The 19,462-nt window shown below is 57.2% G+C and carries 20 protein-coding genes and 1 tRNA gene; 6 read left to right on the forward strand and 15 right to left on the reverse strand.

Features of this window, described 5'->3' with window-relative positions; translation table 11 throughout:
* Positions 1–107: 107 nt before the first annotated feature.
* The 6 genes from DNI29_RS10350 to DNI29_RS10375 all read left to right on the forward strand — a co-directional run bounded on the left by DNI29_RS10350 (position 108) and on the right by DNI29_RS10375 (position 6,050).
* Positions 108–1,640 carry an HTTM domain-containing protein gene (locus DNI29_RS10350; RefSeq protein WP_110978031.1) on the forward strand — a complete coding sequence of 511 codons (1,533 nt, stop codon included), beginning with the start codon at positions 108–110 and terminating at the stop codon, positions 1,638–1,640.
* 49 nt (positions 1,641–1,689) lie between these two features.
* Positions 1,690–2,712, forward strand: coding sequence for an MBL fold metallo-hydrolase (locus DNI29_RS10355; protein ID WP_110978032.1), 1,023 nt, complete (start codon positions 1,690–1,692; stop codon positions 2,710–2,712).
* Positions 2,713–2,827: 115 nt separating this feature from the next.
* Positions 2,828–3,709 carry an RES domain-containing protein gene (locus tag DNI29_RS10360; RefSeq protein ID WP_162303574.1) on the forward strand — a complete coding sequence of 294 codons (882 nt, stop codon included), beginning with the start codon at positions 2,828–2,830 and terminating at the stop codon, positions 3,707–3,709.
* Positions 3,710–3,925: 216 nt separating this feature from the next.
* On the forward strand, positions 3,926–4,681 hold the full coding sequence (locus DNI29_RS10365) for a ferritin-like domain-containing protein (RefSeq protein ID WP_238388060.1): 756 nt from the start codon (positions 3,926–3,928) through the stop codon (positions 4,679–4,681).
* Between the two features lie 58 nt (positions 4,682–4,739).
* Entirely contained in the window at positions 4,740–5,693 is a 954-nt protein-coding gene (locus DNI29_RS10370) for a ferritin-like domain-containing protein (RefSeq protein ID WP_110978034.1), read from the forward strand.
* Positions 5,694–5,974: 281 nt separating this feature from the next.
* Positions 5,975–6,050: transfer RNA gene (locus DNI29_RS10375), tRNA-Lys, on the forward strand.
* A 110-nt stretch (positions 6,051–6,160) separates the two neighbouring features.
* Here DNI29_RS10375 and DNI29_RS10380 read toward each other — a convergent pair.
* The 15 genes from DNI29_RS10380 to DNI29_RS10450 form a co-directional block, all read right to left on the reverse strand.
* Positions 6,161–6,922: an enoyl-CoA hydratase/isomerase family protein gene (locus tag DNI29_RS10380; protein ID WP_110978035.1), complete on the reverse strand. Its 762-nt coding sequence runs from the start codon at positions 6,920–6,922 to the stop codon at positions 6,161–6,163.
* 123 nt (positions 6,923–7,045) lie between these two features.
* Positions 7,046–9,097 carry a phenylacetic acid degradation bifunctional protein PaaZ gene (gene paaZ, locus DNI29_RS10385; protein WP_110978036.1) on the reverse strand — a complete coding sequence of 684 codons (2,052 nt, stop codon included), beginning with the start codon at positions 9,095–9,097 and terminating at the stop codon, positions 7,046–7,048.
* Between the two features lie 64 nt (positions 9,098–9,161).
* Positions 9,162–9,539: an Imm50 family immunity protein gene (locus DNI29_RS10390; protein ID WP_110978037.1), complete on the reverse strand. Its 378-nt coding sequence runs from the start codon at positions 9,537–9,539 to the stop codon at positions 9,162–9,164.
* A gap of 87 nt (positions 9,540–9,626) precedes the next feature.
* On the reverse strand, positions 9,627–10,226 hold the full coding sequence (locus DNI29_RS10395) for an acyltransferase (protein ID WP_110978038.1): 600 nt from the start codon (positions 10,224–10,226) through the stop codon (positions 9,627–9,629).
* Positions 10,223–11,428 carry a 3-oxoadipyl-CoA thiolase gene (gene pcaF, locus DNI29_RS10400; RefSeq protein WP_110978039.1) on the reverse strand — a complete coding sequence of 402 codons (1,206 nt, stop codon included), beginning with the start codon at positions 11,426–11,428 and terminating at the stop codon, positions 10,223–10,225. The genes DNI29_RS10395 and pcaF overlap by 4 nt, the downstream gene beginning before the upstream one ends.
* Before the next feature lie 165 nt (positions 11,429–11,593).
* Positions 11,594–12,025 (reverse strand): hydroxyphenylacetyl-CoA thioesterase PaaI, encoded by a 432-nt coding sequence (paaI, locus tag DNI29_RS10405; protein ID WP_110978040.1) that lies wholly within the window; start codon positions 12,023–12,025, stop codon positions 11,594–11,596.
* Entirely contained in the window at positions 12,003–12,494 is a 492-nt protein-coding gene (locus DNI29_RS10410) for a hypothetical protein (protein WP_110978041.1), read from the reverse strand. The genes paaI and DNI29_RS10410 overlap by 23 nt, the downstream gene beginning before the upstream one ends.
* A 38-nt stretch (positions 12,495–12,532) precedes the next feature.
* Positions 12,533–13,711, reverse strand: coding sequence for a 3-hydroxyacyl-CoA dehydrogenase NAD-binding domain-containing protein (locus tag DNI29_RS10415; protein WP_110978042.1), 1,179 nt, complete (start codon positions 13,709–13,711; stop codon positions 12,533–12,535).
* Complete coding sequence (locus DNI29_RS10420; protein WP_110978043.1) at positions 13,708–14,493, reverse strand: enoyl-CoA hydratase-related protein; 786 nt, start codon at positions 14,491–14,493, stop codon at positions 13,708–13,710. Before DNI29_RS10420 ends, DNI29_RS10415 begins: the two co-directional genes overlap by 4 nt.
* Before the next feature lie 145 nt (positions 14,494–14,638).
* A complete protein-coding gene (gene paaD, locus DNI29_RS10425; RefSeq protein ID WP_110978044.1) occupies positions 14,639–15,151 on the reverse strand; it encodes a 1,2-phenylacetyl-CoA epoxidase subunit PaaD in 513 nt (170 codons plus the stop codon).
* On the reverse strand, positions 15,145–15,948 hold the full coding sequence (paaC, locus tag DNI29_RS10430) for a 1,2-phenylacetyl-CoA epoxidase subunit PaaC (RefSeq protein WP_202910424.1): 804 nt from the start codon (positions 15,946–15,948) through the stop codon (positions 15,145–15,147). Before paaC ends, paaD begins: the two co-directional genes overlap by 7 nt.
* 3 nt (positions 15,949–15,951) lie before the next feature.
* Positions 15,952–16,239 carry a 1,2-phenylacetyl-CoA epoxidase subunit PaaB gene (paaB, locus tag DNI29_RS10435; protein ID WP_110978045.1) on the reverse strand — a complete coding sequence of 96 codons (288 nt, stop codon included), beginning with the start codon at positions 16,237–16,239 and terminating at the stop codon, positions 15,952–15,954.
* 169 nt (positions 16,240–16,408) lie between these two features.
* Positions 16,409–17,368: a 1,2-phenylacetyl-CoA epoxidase subunit PaaA gene (gene paaA, locus DNI29_RS10440; protein ID WP_110978046.1), complete on the reverse strand. Its 960-nt coding sequence runs from the start codon at positions 17,366–17,368 to the stop codon at positions 16,409–16,411.
* Between the two features lie 336 nt (positions 17,369–17,704).
* Positions 17,705–18,784, reverse strand: a complete 1,080-nt coding sequence (paaE, locus tag DNI29_RS10445; protein ID WP_110978047.1) for a 1,2-phenylacetyl-CoA epoxidase subunit PaaE — start codon at positions 18,782–18,784, stop codon at positions 17,705–17,707.
* 80 nt (positions 18,785–18,864) lie between these two features.
* Positions 18,865–19,449, reverse strand: coding sequence for a TetR/AcrR family transcriptional regulator (locus DNI29_RS10450; protein WP_110978048.1), 585 nt, complete (start codon positions 19,447–19,449; stop codon positions 18,865–18,867).
* Positions 19,450–19,462: the final 13 nt, after the last annotated feature.

The following is a 19,462-nucleotide window of genomic DNA, read 5'->3' on the forward strand; positions in this document are numbered from 1 at the left end:
AGGTTTCTTATCAGGCTCGGTATGGTATAGGCGGGTAGCTGACGTACTGCTGCGCTTGTGCCATACTCTCTTGTACCACTCTTTTCCCCCTACTGTCCGGATACGGCATGCCAGCTTTGTACTCGGTGCTGCGGCGCCCTTTTGAAGTAGATTTGCGGGCCTTGGCTTTGTTGCGGGCAGCGGTAGCCTTTGTTATCCTGCTGGATATTGGCATCCGGAGCACCGATTTAGAGGTTTTCTACTCCAACATGGGAGTGCTACCCCTGCCGGTGCTGCTAGAGCGTAACTGGAACACCTATCAATTTTCGCTGCACACTAGCAGCGGCCTCTGGCAGGTGCAAGCGGTGCTGTTTGGGTTGGCGGCCCTGGCGGCGGTAGCGCTGCTGTTAGGCTACCGCACTCGCCTGATGACCGTTATTTCCTGGGCGCTGCTGGTATCAGTGCAAAACCGGAACCCGCTGATTCTGCAGGGCGGCGACGACCTATTACGAATGCTGCTGTTCTGGGGCTTCTTTCTGCCCTGGGGGCGGGTGTATTCCCTCGACTCTAGGGGAAAGCCGCTACCCGAGACCATGCGCTACAACAGCGCGGCTACCTTTGCTTACATCGTGCAAATAGCGCTGGTGTACTGGTGTACGGCCTTGCTGAAGAATAGCCCGGAGTGGCACGGAGAGGGCACCGCCTTATACTACGCCCTTAGCCTCGACCAGGTACTACTGCCTGGAGGAAGGCTAATTTATCCGTACCCGGGCTTGCTGCAGGTACTTACCTGGTTTGCTTTCTTCACAGAGCTGTGCTTGCCGTTCGTGCTGTTTATTCCGTGGCGGGTGCCGTTCTGGCGGCTCCTGTTTGTGGTGATAATGTATGGGTTCCACTTCGGCATTAGCCTGACGCTGTACGTAGGCCTGTTTTTCCTGATTAACATGGCCTCGGTGCTGGGGCTGCTACCGAGCAGCGCCATGGACTGGCTGGAACGCCGCTTGGTGCCGGCCTATCAGCGCATAGGTCCGAAGGTGGCCGCTCGGGTAGTGCAGCCTTTTGCTGGTCATCTGGCTACTATCCGCAATGCGGTGCGGCTGCGGGTGGAAAGCTCGGTCAACCTCCCCAGTGGCGCCTGGAACCTGCTGCGGTCTGTGCGGGAAGGGGTAGTGCTCGCCTTGGTAGCGTATGTCTGCTGGTGGAACCTCGACAGCATTGTGCGCCCCGAGTGGACCATGAGCCAGCCTATGCGCTGGGTGGGTTATCTTTTTCGGACCGACCAGCACTGGGGCATGTTTGCGCCTTCCGTATTCAAGGATGACGGCTGGTATATTCTGGATGGCACCACCACTACCGGGCAGCACCTTGACCTGAACCAAGGGGGTAGGCCGACCACCTACCGCAAACCAGCCTCCGTGGTATCCCTGTTCCGGAACGACCGGTGGCGTAAGTACTCCGAGAACTACCTGTTCGTGGATAACCTCTACCTGCGGGGGTATTACTGCAACTACCTGCTACGCGTCTGGCATGAAGACCCCTCACACCCGCCCCTGAAGCAGCTCGATGTCATCTATATGAAGGAAGTGTCACTGCCCGATTACAAGGTGGCTGGTCCTAACCGCGAGGTACTGTGCAGTTGCGTTCCAACTCCCGCTCAGTAGCCAGCCGGGCTGGCTGATTACTGTTTATTTCACGCTTATCAACTCTCCCATGTCCGATTTGCCACAAGAACAGCCAACTCTTAACCGTGCCAATACACCGTCCCTTTTCCCGGTAGTACCAGGCGTATGGGGTCGGCGCGACGTGTTCACCAACCTTTACTACGTGCGTGCTCAGGAGCAGCCTGTTGCTTCTTGGGTGCTGGTTGATGCCGGTTTGCCCGGTTCAGGAAGCAAAGCGCAGCACTCTGCCGAATACCTGTTCGGAGCCGGCAATCCGCCCGCCGCCATCCTGCTCACCCACGGACACTTTGACCACATAGGGGCGCTGCCTCATTTGCTGAAGCTTTGGCCTGACGTAACGGTGTATGCCCACCCCCTGGAACTGCCTTACCTTACCGGCCGCTCCTCGTATCCGCCACCTGACCCCACGGTAGGAGGTGGGGCTATGGCTGCCATGTCTTTTTTGTACCCTAAAGCGCCACTGAACCTGGGAATACGGGTACAGGCTCTGCCCGCCGATGGATCGGTGCCACATATGCCCGGCTGGCGCTGGTTACACACGCCCGGCCATACGCCCGGCCACGTTTCGTTCTACCGCGAGCAAGACGGCCTGTTGCTGGCCGGCGACGCTTTCGTAACCACCAAGCAGGAGTCGGCCCTGGCGGTACTGCAGCAGCGCCAAGAAGTAAACGGCCCCCCAGCCTACTTCACCCCCGACTGGCCCACGGCTCAGCAGTCGGTGATGCTGCTAGCAGAGCTGCAGCCCCGTATAGCGGCCACCGGCCACGGTATTCCGATGCAAGGCGTGGTGCTGCAGCAGGAGTTGCGCCGCCTGGCCCGCGGATTCGAGGAGCTGGCTGTGCCCGCGCAAGGTCGCTACGTAGGCGACTCCGCCACTGCCGACGAAACCGGGGTTACCTATGTGCCGCCGGCCACCGGCCGCCAGGTACCGCTGTGGGCTATAGGAGCGGGGGTAGCACTGGTTGCAGGCCTCTACTGGCTACGCGCCCGGCGCCCTACCCCTTCCTATGCGGCCAACCCCCACCGCGAAGAGTGGGCCAGCGTCCGTTAACCCCGGCTCGCAACGCCTACCTAACAATTTTTCTGATTTGGTCACTTCCTGGGCTCCGCTCTTCCTCCACTCCGGAGCGGGGTGGGGCCCAAGAAGCTTATTCGTGCGCGCCTACATGAAACACACTGAGCCTGAGCAAGTCAAAAATGTGCGGCGCCAGCTAGCAGCATTGCGCCACCTAAGCCTACGGCGTCATTCTATTGCGGAGTTGGCTAGCCGCATCCGGCGGCTTCTGGCCGGCCACCCGGTGCGCTGTATTGAGCTGCCAGCCGGGGTTTTACTTTACCGGGGGGTAGTCAGGGAAGAGCCACCTACTTACTGGTCGGAAGTGTCGTATCCGCCACCCGAACGGGTGCAGCACGATCAACGGGCCAACCGAGCCGGACAACCCATGTTTTACGCCAGTGCTACTTGGCACCCGCCCTTTTTCGAAGCCGGCGTGCAGCGTAACGACCGGATTGTTATCAGCAGGTGGAAAAGCCAGGCGCCCCTGCGCTTAGTAAGCTTTCATGAGCCCGACCAGTGCTCTGACGACCCGCATTCCAACCGCAACCAGGTGCTGGGGCAGGCGCGGGCCTCTTTACCCGAGCCGGCCCGGTTGGTCGCTGCCTTCCTGACGCGAGTCTTCATCAAGTCGGTTTCCGAGCAGAACAGCCACCACTACCGCCTCTCCATTGCCGTTGCCGAAGCGTGTGAGCTAGGTACCGCCTTCGATGGGCTGCTTTACCCGTCGGCGGCTATGCCGTCGCCCGCGCACAACTTGGCCCTGCACCCTACCTGCCTAGACAATGGCAAGGTGCAGCTACAGTATGTGGAGCACTTGCGGGTAAACCGGGTAGGAACAGAAATGCTGGATGTTTGCTCCCTGGATTTCGCTAACCGCTTCGATCAGCAAGGACGTCTGCAGTGGCTGAATCAGCCCGGCAACTGGGTATTACGCGAGGCTGGCCGCAGCATTATCTACCAACTGAGCCCCAGCGGTGGTTGGTGTTCTTGAAAACAGCCTAAAACAGGTTTGATCAGCAATTTAGGTTGAACACCCAGATAATCAGCTGTTTTGTTAAATATACAAATGCTAATATTTTTTTATCTTTTCATACGTATTACTACGTGTTTATAAGCAATAAATACGTATTTAAACAAGATAGGAAGGTATTTTCTGTAGAGGTGGCGTACAACGAGGCGTGTTTCACCCAGATACTTATTTCTTCCTATGATGACAAATTCCCCCAACCCAACTCCTGAGTCGGCTGCTGCTCCGGCTGGAGTGCCTCGCCGTGCTTTCCTGCGCTATACTGGTGCCAGCGTTGCCATAACCGGACTGTTACTTGCTGGCTGCGATGATGATAGTGATGATGTAGATGCTAATCTGGTTGATGTAGGGGCCGATGATACAGGCATTCTAAACTACGCCTACGCCTTGGAGCAATTGGAAGCGGCTTTCTACGCTGAGATTAAAAACGGAGCTTACTACAAAGGCCTGGGCGCAAATAGCGCCGAAAAGCAGATTCTGGATGATTTAGCCCTGCATGAACTGGCCCACAAAAACTTCTTCAAAGCTGCTCTTGGTAATAATGCCATCAAAGACCTAGAGCCAGATTTTAGTGCGGTTAACTTCGGTGATAAGAACAGTGTGCTAACCAATGCCCAAGCCTTCGAGGATCTTGGAGTAGCTGCCTACAACGGGGCCGGTCGTTTTATTAAAAGTCCAACTAATCTAGCACTGGCTGGCAAAATCGTGTCGGTGGAAGCACGTCACGCTGCTCTCATCCGCGACCTGCGCCAGTACAACAACTTTGTTGGATCCGATGTAGTGGATCTATTTATCCCTACTGCTGGCAGCGAAAGCACTCCTGGAGCAGGTACTGGCACTGGAAAAGAGAGGTCGAAGCGTCCGCAGGAAGTGCTAAACACGGCTAACCAATTCTTAAAAGCCGGTTCTAAACTCAGCGCCCGCAGCTTCAGCTAAGTCAGCTACCTTCTGACATTCCTGTTTTCTCCTTCCTACCCAGACATTTCACTCCATCATGGATTTACTGAAACTGATTTCCGATATAGAAAAGGTTGACCCCGAAGTATACGAGCGCCTGGACCCCCGTCGGCGGGTGTTCAAGCACTTTGGCCTCGCTGGTAAGACTCTAACAGCCGCTATGCTGCCAGGCTTGGTAAGCGGCATATTCCAGCGTGCTTACGGTCAGGGTGTTTCTATTACTCCAGCTGTTCGGGATGTGCTGAACTTGGCTCTGAGTCTGGAGTATTTAGAGTTCTACTTCTATGACACGGCCATAAAAGCCACCGGCTTGATCCCAGACGTTGACCTACCTGCTTTCCGGATTATCCGAAACGATGAGTCAGGGCATATTAAAGTGCTACGCGAAGTACTAGGCTCTGCTGCAGTTACGGCTACTCGTGAAGATTTTGATTATAGTGGTGGCGAGGGCAGGGGCGATGGGCCTTTCAAAGGAGTGCATGACCCTGGAAAATATGCCTTGTTTCTAGGCGTAGCACAATCCTTTGTCGATACTGGTGTACGCGCTTATAAAGGAGGTGCACCGGTGCTTATGCCTAACCCGGATATTCTGGAATCGGCTTTGAATATCCACTCCGTGGAAGCTCGTCATTCCTCTCACGTTCGTACAGTACGTCGGGCCGTGGCACCAGGTGGTAATCCAAGCAATGGTACTGCTGTTCCAGGCAATCTGAGCGACCTGAATAATGTTCCCAAAAGCTGGATTTCAGGTAAAGATAATGATGGACCTTCACCAAGTACAACACCTTCAACGGCGTTAGTATATGGGGCAGGTATAGCGCCTGAGAACTACCCTGCTGAGAACAATACATCACAGGCTGGGGTGCCAATCGTCGGTGCTGGTATTACAGAAGTAGCAGCTTCTGAAGCATTTGATGAGCCGCTAGATCCTGCTACTGTAAAGAAGATTGCACGTTATTTCGTGAGGAATACTACTCAGCTGTTCGTCTAGACGGTGAGGCAATGCTCTAGCCCAAAACTACCCCTTCTTTTTCTGCTGCGCCGGAAACTGCAACAGAAAAGAAAGGGGTAGTTTGGGATAGATGCTGTACAAAAGGTCGAAATGAGGCTCCCAGGCGAAAAAGCATGGTGAAATTTTTTAGTTGATTATTAGGTGTTTACTTGATGAAGCTCATCTTTTAGGTGAAAAGTACGTGTTGAAGTTGCACATGTCCCGAGGCTCCTCTACTTTTGCACTCCCTTCCAGAAAGCGCCGCGCTTCGGAAAGGAAACGATTCTGTAGCTCAGCTGGTAGAGCAATACACTTTTAATGTATGGGTCCTGGGTTCGAATCCCAGCGGAATCACCACAGAAAGCCCCCGGTTGCACTCGCAGCCGGGGGCTTTTGCTTTCAAGACGGGGGTAGGGCACCTAATACGAGCCGATAGTAGCGTCAGCCCGTATCAGAAATACATAGAGTTATTTGCTCTTAAACTGCTGGATAGCCTTCCGGGTGAAGTCTGACAATACCAGTCGGCCACTGATGCCGGCGCGTTCTACCAGGAGTTGGCCCCAATGCTCCGTGCCTGCCCAGATAACGCGCTTCAGGGCCGTCAGGGCTTCGGGATTATAGGCGGCGAGCTTGGTGGCAAAGGCCAGCACGGCGTCGTTGAGGGCTTCTTCGGTTTCCAGCACCTCGGCGTACAGTCCTTTTTCCTTTGCCCATGCTGCCGAGCGGAATTCGGCTGCGTCCAAGGCCAATTGGGCAAAGGCAGCATTACCAATCTTGCGCTCCACGGCCGGACCAACCACAAACGGACCGATGCCTACTACCAGTTCACTGAGCTTAACACTGGCCTGGGAGGTAGCAAAGCAGTAGTCAGTAGAAGCGGCTACCCCTACGCCGCCGCCAATGGCTTTACCCTGCACCCGACCAATGATGATTTTGGGTGAAGTCCTGCAGGCGTTAATCACCTTCGCAAAGCCCGAGAAGAATTCCAGCCCTTGTGTCTCGTTCTCAATAGCCATCAGCTCATCAAAGCTGGCACCTGCGCAGAAGGTCTTGGCGCCTTCGCTTTTCAGGATGATGACTTTCGTGCTTTCCTCTTGGCCTACCCGTGTAATCGTGTCAGCTAGTTGGGTCAGCAGCGCGCCGGGCAGGGAGTTGTGGCTAGGGTGGAAGAAGCTGATGGTAGCAATGCCTTCCGAGGAAGTATGGGTAGTAACGGTTCCTGTTTGCATGTGGGAATACTACTTGTCATCCTGAGCCCAAGCGAAGGACCTCTACTGGCTTCGTTGGCAGCCAGTGAGCTAGTCAGCGGTAGAGGTCCTTCGCTTGGGCTCAGGATGACAGATGATTTAGATTTACGCTTGATCCTTTTTCTTTACCATGGTTAGAATGGTGGCTACGGCTACGGTTTCGCCGGTTTCGTCGGATACATCCACCAGCCAGCGCACAATGCCCTTCGCTACGTCCTCGGCGTCGCGCTTTTCCTGGCCGATTTTCTCTTTTACCGTGAGCTTCACCCCGATGGTCATGCCTGGGTACACCGGCTTGGTAAAGCGGCATTCATCAAGGCCGTAGTTCAGTAGCACCGGGCCCTTGCGCGGGTCCACGAACATGCCGGCGGCCTTACTCAAGATGTAATAGCCGTGGGCCACGCGGCCCGTGAACAGCGTGCCCTCCAGGGAAGTGGCATCGACGTGAGCGTAGAAATTGTCGCCGGAAACCTGAGCGAAGTTGGTAATGTCGGACTCTGTGACGGTGTGGCGGTGCGTGGTATAGGTCTGGCCGATTTCCAGCTCCTCGAAGTAGTGCTGAAAAGGATGTTTGTCGCGTTCCGTTTGCTTGGCTTTGGGCTGATACACCTCTGTAATGGCCGTAATCATAGTCGGTGAACCCTGAATGGCCACGCGCTGCATGAAGTGCTCCACTCCGCGCATACCCCCCATTTCCTGCCCGCCACCGGCGCGGCCAGGGCCTCCGTGGATGAGCAGGGGTAGGGGCGAGCCGTGGCCGGTGCTTTCCTTGGCTACCTCCTCATTGATGACCAAGATGCGGCCGTGGTGCGTGGCCGCGCCCAGCACAAACTCCTGGGCCGTATGTAGGTTGTTGGTTGCCACGGAACATACCAGAGAGCCTTTCCCCATGTTCGAGAGCGTAATGGCCTCGTCGAGGTTTTTGTAAGGCATGAGGGTAGCAACCGGCCCGAAGGCTTCAACCTCGTGGGAGTCGGTGAACTTGAACGGCTCAGAGTTCAGCAACACAATCGGCGACATGAAGGCGCCGGTTTTGCAGTCGCCCCCAATCACTTGCACGTTGTCCAGGTCGCCGTACACGATGGGGGTGTTCTTGGCCAGCTCGCGCACCTGCTGCCGCACCCGGTTGGCCTGGGTCATGTTCACGAGGGCGCCCATGCGCACGCCCTCCGCCTGCGGGTGCCCGACGGTGGTTTGCCCCAATGCCTTGCCAAGCGCAATTTGCACGTCTTCGAGCAGGTTTTCCGGCACAATGGCCCGGCGGATGGCCGTGCATTTCTGCCCGGCTTTGGCCGTCATTTCCTTCCGGATTTCCTTGATAAACAAGTCGAACTCCACGGTGCCTGGCACGGCATCGGGCCCCAGCACGGCCGCGTTTAGCGAGTCGGCTTCCATCGTAAAGGGTACGGCTTCGGCAATAATGCGCGGGTGGGCCCGCAGCTTCCGGCCGGTTTCTGCTGAGCCCGTGAAGGTCACCACATCCTGGTAGGTTACGTGGTCCAGAATGCCCTGGCCGGTGCCGCACACCAGCTGCAGCGCCCCTTCGGGCAGAATTTTGGAAGCAATGATTTCGCGTACCACAGCCTCGGTGAGGTAGGCGGTGGGCACGGCCGGCTTAATGATGGCGGGCATCCCGGCCAGCAAGTTCACGGCAATCTTCTCCAGCATGCCCCAGATGGGGAAGTTGTAGGCGTTGATGTGCACGGCCACGCCTTCCTTGGGCACCATAATGTGGTGGCCCATGAAGTTGCCCGCCTTCGACAGCGCAATCGGGTCCGACTCCACGTAGAACGGCTTATCCGGGAATTTGCGCCGGAGCGAGGCGTTGGCGAACAGGTTGCCGATGCCGCCCTCAATGTCAATCCAGGAGTCGGCGCGGGTAGCGCCGCTACGGTAGCTGAGAGTATAGAAGTCCTCTTTCTTGCTGTCGAGGTGCAGAGCCAGGGCCTTAATCATGCGGCCCCGCTCATGGAACGTCATTTTGCGCAGGGCCGGGTTGCCGGTACGGCGGGCGTAGTCGAGCATGGCGGCAAAGTCCAGGCCTTCGCCGTTGGCAATGGCAATGACCTCGCCGGTAGAAGCGTCGTGTAGCTCGTGCTGTTCGCCCGTGCCGGGCATCCAGCGGCCCAACGCGTAGTTTTCGAGGATGGGAGTCATATGGGGGGGTAGGAAAGTAGGAGGTTTGGGAGGGAGTGAGGGGTAGGAGAGGGGAGACGGATTGCTACCCGTTCGTAGGGGTTAAGCGCAGCACCAGTACTTCCTCAGCGACGATAGATGCATCTAGTCCAACAGAGGAATCGAACGTGCATTCAATGTTGCTTCCAACTTCTTGGAATGTGAGTTCAAAAATGACGTTTTGGTGGCTGAAGTAGTCAAATGTCATTTCCTGTATGCCTGTGAACTTTAGTTCTACATCACCATGCTTTGTCGGCTCGGAAATGGCTATTACAAACGTAGCTGAGGGCCAAAAACCCGGATGAGCTTCAAAGGTCACCTTGGTGATTTCAGCATCATGAAAGTCGGGCCAGTAGCCAAAGTGCTCACGCACGATTTCAGCATTGATTATTCGGCTGATGGCTGGACTTTCTGTTTTGCTCATAAGTATTAGTAGTGCTTTAAAATGCCAAATGAAGCGGTAGGGATGCTTCGGCTGCGCTCAGCATGACGTTCTTTTAGGTTTCTAAGACTACTCACCCACTTTGCGCTCAGCCCAGGTTTGGTAGCTGCCTTGCTGCACCTGCCGGTCGGCGGGCACCTCGCGCAGAGGCTCGCAGGGCTGTAGGGTGGCGTGCAGGTCGGCGGGCAGCTGCATATAGATGTGGGTGCCTTCCGTTTTCCAGGCCAGCATCTCGTCGCTTACCTGCCGGATGATTTTGTGCGGATTGCCTACCACCAGACTGCGCGGCGGAATCACCTCATCGGCCTTGATAAAGCTCAAAGCCCCGATGATGCTTTCGTCGCCGATTTCCACCCGGTCCATGAGTACGGCGTTCATGCCCACCAGCACGTTGCGGCCCACGGTGGCGCCGTGAATAATGGCGCCGTGGCCAATATGGGCCATTTCCTTGAGCCGGGTGGTGGTGCCGGGGAACATGTGCACGGTGCAGTTTTCCTGCACGTTGCAATTATCCTCAATGATAATCTGACCCCAGTCGCCGCGAATGGCCGCGCCGGGCCCAATGTACACGTTGCGGCCAATGATAACGTTGCCCGTCACGACGGCCTGCGGGTGCACAAACGCCGACTCATGCACTACCGGAACAATACCGTTAAACGAGTAAATCATACCTTCTCGATGATAGCCGCATAGCCCTGGCCTACCCCCACGCACATCGTGATAAGGGCATAGCGCTTGTTTTGCTTGTGCAGCTCCAGGGCGGCCGTGTTTAGGATGCGGGCTCCGCTCATGCCCAGCGGGTGGCCCAGAGCAATGGCGCCGCCGTTGGGGTTGATGCGCGGGTCGTTGCCTTCCAGGCCTAGCCCACGGATGCAGGCTAGCGTTTGAGCGGCAAAGGCCTCGTTGAACTCAATCAAATCGATTTGGTCGAGGGTGAGGCCGGCCTTTTTCAGGGCCTGCTGCGAGGCCGGCACCGGGCCGATGCCCATGGTGCGCGGCTCCACGCCTGCTACCCCCATGCTCACGATGCGGGCCCGGGGCGTGAGATTGTGCTGCCGAATGCCGTCTTCCGAAGCCAGCAGCAAAGCCGCCGCGCCATCATTCAGGCCCGAGGAGTTGCCGGCCGTCACGGAGCCGTTCTTCCGGAACGCAGGCCGGAGCTTAGCCAGGCCCTCCAGGGTAGTGTTCGATTTGATGAACTCATCCTCTGAAAACAGCACCGGCTCGCCCTTGCGTTGCGGAATAGCCACGGGCACGATTTCCTCGGCGAAGCGGCCGGAGTCGCGGGCCCGGCCGGCGCGCTGGTGCGATTCGTAGGCAAACTGGTCCTGGTCTTCGCGGCTGATATGGTACTGATCCACCAGGTTTTCGGCCGTTTCGCCCATGGCATCGGTGCCGTACATGTCCTCTAGTTTATCGTTGACAAAGCGCCACCCGAAGCTAGAATCGTACATTTTGGAATCGGTACCGAAGGCCTTGCTGGGCTTCGACATGACGTAGGGCGCGCGGGTCATGCTCTCTACCCCCCCGGAGATGAACAAGTCTCCGTCGCCGCTCTGGATGGCGCGGGCGGCAGCAATGCTGGCCGAAAGGCCCGAGGCACAGAGGCGGTTTACGGTTTCGCCGGGTACGGAGGTAGGCAAGCCGGCCAGCAGCAGCGCCATGCGGGCCACGTTGCGGTTGTCTTCGCCGGCCTGGTTGGCGCAGCCCAGAATCACGTCGGCAATGGCAGCCGGGTCGGCGGAAGTGTTGCGCTGCAGCAGCTCCCGGATAACCAGAGCCGCCATGTCATCGGGGCGGACAGCGGCCAAAGTACCCCCAAAATTGCCAATGGGCGTCCGAATGCCGTCGATGATATATGCTTGGTTCATGTCAGTTATCAGTTTGTGAGTTGTCAGCCCGCTTGTCATCCTGAGCCCTGCGAAGGACCTCTACAGAGGGTAACTTCTTTAATTAGCCGGCGGGAGAGGTCCTTCGTCCCTGGCTTGATTCGCCACATGCTCAGGATGACAAGACTATTATAAAGGCGACTACTCTTACAGTATCTCGTTGCTGGTGCGGTATGCCGTGCCTTTGAATAGAGCGAGCAGCACGCCGTGTTGGTTGGTGGCGCGAATCTGATACACGCCTACTTTGTGCTTGAGGCCTTCTTCCCGGGCTTCCACGGTAATCACGTCGCCGAGCTTGCCGGCTTCCAGATAGTCGATGGTGACGGTAAGGCCGACGCTTTGGCGGCCGTGGCTGTTGCAGGCAAAGGCAAACGCTGAATCGGCCGCCGAGAACGTGACGCCGCCGTGCAGGGCCTGGAAACCGTTGAGCATGTCGGGGCGCACCGTGAAGTGCAGGCGGCAATAGCCGGGCCCGACTTCATCTACTTCCAGGCCGAGCAGCCGGCTGAAGGCGTCGTTCTGGAGCATACGCTCCTTCACGGCTTCGGCGAGGTGGTCACTCGAAGGATTTTGTGTCATGGTTCCAGCTATACTCGTGGTTGTTTCTAAGAAGGATATACCCACACATAGTTGAGCATTTGGAATAAAAGTCACTCTTGTTATGGGTGTAAGCCTCGTAGAGCTTTTGGCTCACGGGTAAATCGTCATCATAGCCCCCGTACCAGGCAGCGTTGGTTTTTTGAAAGGTGACAATTCCAATAAGCTTCCCCTTCTTCAGGACGAATGCTGCCATGCGGTCCTGCTTGAAGCTGAGGCCGGCTTTTGACGCGGTAGGCTCAACAACGGGAATAGGAACGATGGTGACCAGCTTTCTAGCTTCGGCCTTTGAGCTGAAATACCCCTTTCCGCTGTTCGGATAAGTGAGCATATCCCAGAAGTCCCCCCTGAAAAATTCCCGTTTCAGGTTAGACAGGTACTCTTCCCGATTGTAGACGGGCTTGCTGTCTGCCTGAGCAAAAAACAGCAGCAGAGTAAGAAAAAGAGGCATAAGGAATGCTGTAAGTACAAGTGCCTACCGCCGCTCGTTTAGCCGTGCGCGACTGTTTCCTGCTGGAAAAAGGTCTGATTCTGGCGGACCATGCGGCGCAGCAGGGCGCTGGCGCGGTACCGGTCCTCGTGGTATTCGTCGTAGAGCTCGTCGAGGGTGGTTAGCACGGCGGGCAAGCCCAACTCGTCGGCCCAGGCCAGCAAACCTTTGGGGTAGTTCACGCCCTTGGTCATGGCCAGCTCCAGGTCCTGCTTAGAAGCCACGTTCAATGCCAAGGCGTCTACGGCTTCGTTGATGAGCATAGCCAGCACGCGGTTCAGGATGCGGCGGCTCAGGGCTTCGTCGCGGGTCGGCTCGGGCTGCACGGCTCCCTCGGCGTAGTTGTAGAAACCCCGGCCCGACTTGCGGCCGTAATAGCCGGCCTCGAACAAGCGCTTCTGCGTGAAGCTGGGCTTGTAGCGCGGATCGAAGAAAAACGACGTGAACACCGACTCTGTGACGCGGTAATTCACATCGTGCCCGATGAAGTCCATGAGGGCAAACGGACCCATGCGGAAGCCGCCTAGCTCGGTCATGGCACAGTCGATGGTCGCTATATCGGCAATGCCCTCCTCCAGAATCCGGATAGCCTCGCCGTAGAAGGGCCGCGCTACGCGGTTCACGATGAAGCCGGGCGTGTCCTTGGTTAGTACGGGCAGCTTGCCCCAGCTTTGCACCAGGTCGCGCACCTGTTCGGCTAATCCTGGGCGCGTCTGCACCGCCGGAATCACCTCCACCAACTGCATAAGGGGAGCCGGGTTGAAGAAGTGAATCCCAACAAAACGCTCCGGCTTCTGACAAGCGGCGGCAATGGAGGCAATAGACAGGGAAGAGGTATTGCTGGCCAGAATGCAGTCCTCTGCCACGAGCATTTCTACCTCCCGAAACAGTTGCTGCTTCACGCCCAAGTCCTCCACAATGGCTTCCAGCACCAGGCCGCAGTCGTTGAACGTGCCAATGTCTTCGGTGAGGTGCAGGCGGTTGAATACCTCTGCAGCAGCTTCAACCGTCAGCTTGCCTTTCTCCGCCAGCTTGTTCAGGTTGTTTTGAATAGACTGCCCGGCCCGCTGAAGGGCCTGTGTGTTCTGGTCGAGGAGGCGGACGGTGTGGCCTGCGGTGGCTACTACCTGGGCAATGCCGGCGCCCATGGCTCCGCTGCCGATGATACCGATAATCATTGGCCCGTGAAGCTAGGTTGACGTTTTTCCAGGAAAGCCGCTACCCCCTCGCGGTAGTCAGAAGTGTTGCCAGCGCGGAGCTGGAAGTCGGCCTCGTAGCGGAGCTGCTGGGTCAGGTCGTTGCTGAACGTTACATTCAGGAGCTGTTTGGTGTAGGCCAAGCCTTTGGTGGGCATGGCGGCCAGTTTGCGAACCAGCGCCTGTGCTTCCTGCTCGAACACGTCGTCGGGGAAGACCTTGTAAATCATGCCCATCTGCACGGCTTCCGTGGCCGAAACCTTGTCGCCGGTCAGCATGAGGGCCGAGGCGCGCTGCATGCCAATAAGGCGGGGCAGGAAGAAGGTGCCGGCGCTGTCGGGAATCAGCCCAATTTTGCTGAATGCCTGAATAAACGAGGCCGATTCTTTCGCTACCACAATATCACAGGCCAGGGCCAAATTGGCGCCCGCGCCGGCGGCTACCCCGTTCACGGCCGCTACTACCGGCTTTTCCAAACCCCGAATCAGCTCCACAATGGGGTTGTACAGCTTCTCCACAATCTCCGCTACTTCCGGGCTTTCAGGGCCGGTAATTTCTGCTAGGTCCTGACCGGCGCAGAAGGCTTTGCCGGTGCCCGTGAGCAGCACGGCCCGCACTTCCGGGTTCTGCTGGCACTCGCGCAGGTGCTGCTGCAAAGCCAGCGCCACCTCTTTGTTGACACTATTGAAAACCTGGGGCCGGTTAAAGCAGATGGTGGCTACGCCGCCATCAATGGAGAAAAGCAGGGAAGGAGAGTCGGACATGAGTAGTAGGGTGGGAGAAACAAAATTGGCTGTCATGTCGAGCTTGCCGAGACATCTCGCTCAAGTCGTTGAGGTAGTAATCCAACATCAGCACGCGAGATGTCTCGACCAGCTCGACATGAGGGTCTTATCCTTTTACATCAGCTTAAGCGTGGCATTTGAAGTAGTCGAAGGGCTCTAGGCACTCGTCGCACTGGTAGTGGGCTTTGCAGGCGGTAGAGCCGAACTGGCTGACCAGATGCGTGTGCTCCGACTTGCAAAGCGGACAGCGCACGGCCGTATCAGCCCCGAACAGGTTGAGCATATGGCCAGTGGCCGTGCCATCTACGGGCGGGGCAATGCCGTAAGCCTCCAGCTTTTGCCGGCCCGCCTGGCTCATCCAGTCGGTGGTCCAGGCCGGGCTAAGCTGGTTGTGGATGTGCAGCTTGGTAATGCCTTCCGAAAGCAGCCGCAGCCGGATTTCGGTGGCAATGGTGTTCATGGCCGGGCAGCCGGAATAGGTAGGCGTGATAGTGACGTAGACCTCCTCGCCCTCTACCCGCACCGCGCGCACGATGCCCAGGTCCAGGATGTTGAGCACAGGCACTTCCGGATCAGAAACCTCCTCTAGCATTTGCCAGATGTGCTCTTCGGTTGGTGCCGCTACGTGCTCTACCATTGTAAACCGGGGTAGGTGCGTTGCAGGTATTGCAGCTCGGCTAGCAGGTAGCCCAGATGCTCGGAGTGGCGGCCGTCTTTGCCGCCCTTCTGCATGAACACGCCTTGCGGCACGGGTAACGTTGCCTCCTCAAATACGCGGGCTACGTGCGCATCCACTTGCGCTTGAATGGCCGCGTAGTCGGGCACGAGGCCGGCGGCTTGCAAGGCCTTTTCGGCAGCCGAGGGGGTAGTAAGCTCGCCAGCGTAGCGCCAGAGGGTGTTAATGGCTTTCTCTACGCGGCGGCGGCTTTCCTCAGTGCCGTCCCCCAGGCGGATCACCCACTCCGAGCTCCATTTGATATGATAGGCCGCTTCCTTCACCGATTTCTCGGCAATAGCGGCTAGGTGCGCGTCCGGACCCGACTTCAGCTGCAACAGCAGGTGGTAGTGGAAGCAGTCGTAGATGAATTGCCGTACGATGGTGCCGGCAAAGTCGCCGTTGGGTTGCTCCACCAGCAGCGGATTGCGGTATTCCACGGCGCTGCGCAGGTAGGCCAAATCATCTTCGGTGCGGCCTTTGCCTTCCAGCTCGGCGGCGTACTGATAGTAGCTGCGGGCCTCACCCAGCAAGTCCAGGGCAATGTTGGCCATGGCCAGGTCCTGCTCCAGAATAGGGCCATGGCCGCACCACTCAGATAGGCGGTGGGCCAGGATCAGGCTGGTATCGGCCAGTTGCAGCACAAAAGGAAACAGGTTCGCCTGAACTTCAGGGGTAGGAGCCGTAGTGGCTTGCGCGGGCATCGGGGAATCCGTCATCGGTTACATGTGCTTGATGGAATCCGGCACCTGGTAAAAGGTCGGATGGCGGTAAATTTTATCGTTGGCCGGCTCGTAAAAAGCAGCTGCGTCGTCAGGGTTAGAGGCATGTACGTGCTTGCTCTCCACCACCCAGATGCTCACGCCTTCCAAGCGGCGTGTGTACACGTCGCGGGCGTTCTGGATGGCCATTTCGGCGTCGGCGGCGTGGAGGCTACCTACATGTTTGTGGTCGAGGCCCTGTTTGCTACGGATGAAAACTTCCCACAGCGGCCATTCTTTTTGCGACATGATTCTTTAGGGTCTTAGGGGCTTGTTGGGGGTAGGGAAGTAAAGCCCTCAGAAAATTATCCGTTCTGCTGAGCGTATCAGAAGCATCTCGCGAGCCAGAGGTGGGTGGGGACTTGGCATTTCAAGCCAAATGCCTCAACTAGCTCAGCAGAACGGGTATCGGTACAGGCTAGGCGGCTACTGCTTTAGCGGCTTCGCGCTGCTTGCGTTTTTCGGCGTGGGCCAGGGCGGCTTCGCGCACCCAGGCGCCTTCCTCGTGGGCTTGTACGCGGGCCTGCAGGCGCTCCTGGTTGCACATGCCATTGCCCTTCACCACGTTCCAGAACTCTTCCCAGTCTACGTCGCCGAAGTCGTAGCCCTGCTTGGCCTCGTTCCATTTCAGGTTGGGGTCGGGCACCGTGAGGCCCAGGAACTCGGCTTGGGGCACCATCATGTCCACGAATTTCTGGCGCAGCTCGTCGTTGGTGAAGCGCTTGATGCGCCACTTCATCGACTGCTCCGTGTTGGGCGACTCGGAATCTTTGGGCCCGAACATCATCAAGGTGGGCCACCACCAGCGGTTCAGGCCTTCCTGGGCCATAGCCTTCTGTTCCGGCGAGCCCTCGCACAGGGTCTGCATGATTTCGAAGCCCTGGCGCTGGTGGAAGCTTTCTTCCTTGCACACCCGCACCATGGCGCGGGCATAGGGACCGTAGGAGGTGCGGCACAGGGGCACCTGGTTCAGGATGGCGGCCCCGTCTACCAGCCAGCCCACGCAGCCCATGTCGGCCCAACTGAGGGTAGGGTAATTGAAAATGCTGGAATACTTGGCTTTGCCCGAGTGTAGGTCGGCCAGCATTTGGTCGCGGGAGGCACCCAGGGTTTCGGCGGCGGAGTAGAGGTAGAGGCCGTGGCCGGCTTCGTCCTGCACCTTAGCCAGCAGAATGGATTTGCGCTTGAGCGAAGGAGCCCGCGTAATCCAGTTGCCTTCGGGCAGCATGCCCACCAGCTCGGAGTGCGCGTGCTGCGAAATCTGCCGGATCAGGGTTTTGCGGTAGGCATCGGGCATCCAATCCTTGGGCTCAATGCGCATATCTGCATCAATGCGGGCCTGAAACTGTTCTTCCTGGGTGAGTTCTAGCGTTTCCATGCCTCTTTAACAAAGCTTAACTAACATTCGTTAGTTAAATGTAGAGAAAAGTTTGGGTTGTACTACTGAATTCTTTGTCCTATGAATGTTCTAATCGCTCCTGTCTTGAGTAGACCTGAAACTCTCATAAACAGCCGCATCACGTTTTCTGCCTTCAGACGTGAATTGTGTTAGGCCTTCATAATGGTGGAACATACGGCTACTTAAACGTTGACCATTTAAATACCACCGCTTCATAATCAGGCGGCCAGCCATAAATATGTAGTCCTCGCTATGGGCTCCATACACAGTCTTCTTGACAGTCCATAACTTCCCAGTATCCATTTCAATCGTGGCTTACTGGTCAAAATCAACAACCACCTTTTCCGAGGTAGGGCGGGCCTGGCAGGAGAGGACGTAGCCTTTGGCCACTTCGGTATCGGAGAGAGAGTAGTTCACATCCATTTCTACGGTGCCTACCGTTACGCGGCAGCGGCAAGTGCTGCACATACCGTTTTTGCAGGAGTAGGGGGCATCGGCGCCGGTTTCCAGCAGGGCATCCAGAATGGTGTCGCCGTAGTACGACATTTCCAGGATGCGCTTGGTGCCCTCCAGTTGCACGGTTACCTGGCTGTGCTTGTCATCCTGGCCAGCGGGGCGCTGGGCCTGGCGGGCGGCAGCACGCTGAGCACTACCGGCGGAGCCAAACATTTCGAAGTGAATTTTCTCGGGGGCTACCCCAGCCTCGGCCAGCACATCCTTCACATCATTAATCATCTCCTCGGGGCCGCAGAGAAAGGCCTCGTCAATCTCGCGGGCGGGCACAATTTTCTGCAGAAACAGGCGGGCCTTTTCGGCATTGATGCGGCCAAACAGCAGGTCGGTGTCGCCTTGCTCGCGGCTAAGGATATGGTACACGCTGAGGCGGTCCACGAACCGGTTTTTCAGAGCCTCAATCTCCTCCTTGAAGATGATGGAGTTGCGCCCCCGGTTGCCATAAATCAGGTACACCCGGCTGTTGGGCTCGGTCAAGAGCACCGTTTTGATAATGGACATAACCGGCGTGATGCCCGAACCGGCCGCAAACATCACGTAGAGCTTCTGCTGCTCCGGGTGCAGCTCGGTGTAGAAGTGGCCCATGGGCGGCATCACCTCCAGCTCTTCGCCTACCCGCAGCTTTTCTACCGCCAAGGATGAGAAGCGGCCTTCCGGGACCTTCTTGATGGCTACGCGCCACTCATTATCCAGGGGGCTGCTGCAGATGGAGTAGCTGCGGCGCAGCTCTTCGCCCTCATGCTCGCGGCGGAAGGTGAGGTACTGGCCCTGGGTGAACTTGAACGTCTCGCGCAGGTCGGCGGGCACATCGAGGGACACGCTCACGCAATCCGGGGTTTCGCGGACGATGCTCTTGATTTTTACTTTATGAAAACGACTCATGATTATCAGTTATCAGTTGCCCGTTGCCCGTTGTGAGTTGCCGGTTTTGCTCCGGTAACTCACAACGGGCAACGGGCAACTCACTTTTTCTCCAGCCCGGTGAGGAGCATGGTAATGATGTTGGCTTCCAGCTCTTCGGCCGATAGCTCGCGACCGGGGCGGTACCACAGCTCCACCCAGCGCACCGCCGAAAGAATGGTAAACAAAGCTACCGACACGTTCACGGGCTGAAACTCGCCGGCGGCAATGCCCTGCTCGATAAGGGCCGCGAAGCCTTTCTCGTACTGTTTGCGGGCGTCCTTGAACTCTGTCAGGGCAGGTTCGCGCAGGTATTTCCAGTCGTGGTTGGCTACCGAAACGGCCGCGCCATCCTCAATCATGAGGCGGATATGCAGGCTGATCAGGGCTTTGATTTTCTCAACGTACGGCGCGTTGGTGGCTTCAATTTCGGCGAGCTGGGAAATGTAGGTGCTCGACACGCGGAAGCAGATCAACTCCAGAATCTCATCCTTGGATTTGATGTGGTTGTACATGCTGGCCGCTTCGATGCCTACCTCACCGGCTAAGTCGCGCATGGAGGTGCCACCGAAGCCTTTCTGCTTAAACAGCTTGGCGGCTTCTTCCAGAATAAGCTGGCGCTTGTTGGTTTTGCGGGTCGTAATCATGGGTGGGGGGTAG

This window comes from Hymenobacter sediminis, assembly GCF_003231285.1.
GTDB classification, from domain to species: Bacteria; Bacteroidota; Bacteroidia; order Cytophagales; family Hymenobacteraceae; genus Hymenobacter; species Hymenobacter sediminis.